At 39.9% G+C, this 1,018-nt stretch carries 3 protein-coding genes and 1 pseudogene; all 4 read right to left on the bottom strand.

Annotated features, from left to right (window positions below; translation table 11 throughout):
- Positions 1-129 carry an N-acetylneuraminate synthase family protein gene (locus tag SSCH_RS21795; protein ID WP_456300457.1) on the bottom strand — a complete coding sequence of 43 codons (129 nt, stop codon included), beginning with the start codon at positions 127-129 and terminating at the stop codon, positions 1-3.
- Between the two features lie 43 nt (positions 130-172).
- Complete coding sequence (locus SSCH_RS20845; RefSeq protein WP_044664723.1) at positions 173-361, bottom strand: N-acetylneuraminate synthase family protein; 189 nt, start codon at positions 359-361, stop codon at positions 173-175.
- Positions 354-737: a UDP-N-acetylglucosamine 2-epimerase gene (locus SSCH_RS06260; protein WP_269746130.1), complete on the bottom strand. Its 384-nt coding sequence runs from the start codon at positions 735-737 to the stop codon at positions 354-356. The genes SSCH_RS20845 and SSCH_RS06260 overlap by 8 nt, the downstream gene beginning before the upstream one ends.
- Before the next feature lie 61 nt (positions 738-798).
- Positions 799-1,018: pseudogene (locus tag SSCH_RS18995) on the bottom strand (hypothetical protein); the annotation flags it as partial.

Genomic DNA, 1,018 nt, shown 5'->3' with positions numbered 1-1,018 from the left:
TTAAAATAAGGTACATTCAACTGACCTAAAAAAATCTATACTTTCTAAATCAAATGGAGATGAATAAAAAAAGACGATTCCTTTTCTATCACAATAGATTTTTAATTCCTTAAAATCCGCAAAGCTGATCTCTAAACGCTTGATTCATTTCCAGTTGGCTTTCATCTTTTATTCAGGCACATTTTTCTTTTGGTACTCCGTCTCTTTCAGCCTCTCCTGTTACTACTTGATCAGCCTTAAAAGTCTGAAATTTAACGGCATCCGCTCCGGCAACCAGAGCGGCATCAACCAGTTGCTTGGCCAATCCTATATCTCCGTTATGGTTAACCCCAGCCTCCGCTATAATAAAGACATTATTCATGGAAATATTTCACCTCTTCGGGGCATGGAAAATCCAGGCTCTTTTCAAGCATTTTTCTGTCCAATGGAACATTCTTTAGCACACCGACAATTCGCTCACTAACTTTTCCGTCACCATAAGGATCGTACGGATTTGAAACGCTCTTTAAACCCCTTCTAAATTGCTCATCAAAGAGTGCCTTTTTTACCCCGTTGACGATCTCCCCGGTTCTGCATCTTACATCAATTTGGCTCTGTGCCTTACTCCTTCCCTTTTGCCGGTCACCTATATTAACCGTTGGCACACCAAAGCTAGGTGCTTCAATTACTCCGCTTGAGGAATTTCCAATAACTACTGCAACATGTCTCATTAAACCTAAATAACAGCGCGATCCCAGACTTTTTTTTGAGGATCACATTTTGATTGGTTTGAAGCATATTCTTCCCACGCCCTGATTATTAATAAATACCCTGATTCAGTTCCGGTAGGTAACTTACCTGCTGAAAATCCGGAAATTGCCCCAGTGCATCTGTTAGTTCTTTTAGCTGCTGTTTTGTGTAACCTTCTTTAGTCAGGGTTTCGGGATGAAAAGTAACCAACATTGTTGGCTTTACAGGATCAATATGATACGATGCTTTAATCTCCTCAGAGTTGAGGTAATCAGCACGATATATATTT

The organism is Syntrophaceticus schinkii, assembly GCF_000946815.1.
Classification (GTDB): Bacteria; Bacillota; DSM-12270; order Thermacetogeniales; family Thermacetogeniaceae; genus Syntrophaceticus; species Syntrophaceticus schinkii.
Note: the sequence above shows the minus strand (reverse complement) of the source record. Positions and strands in the feature narration are given on the sequence as shown.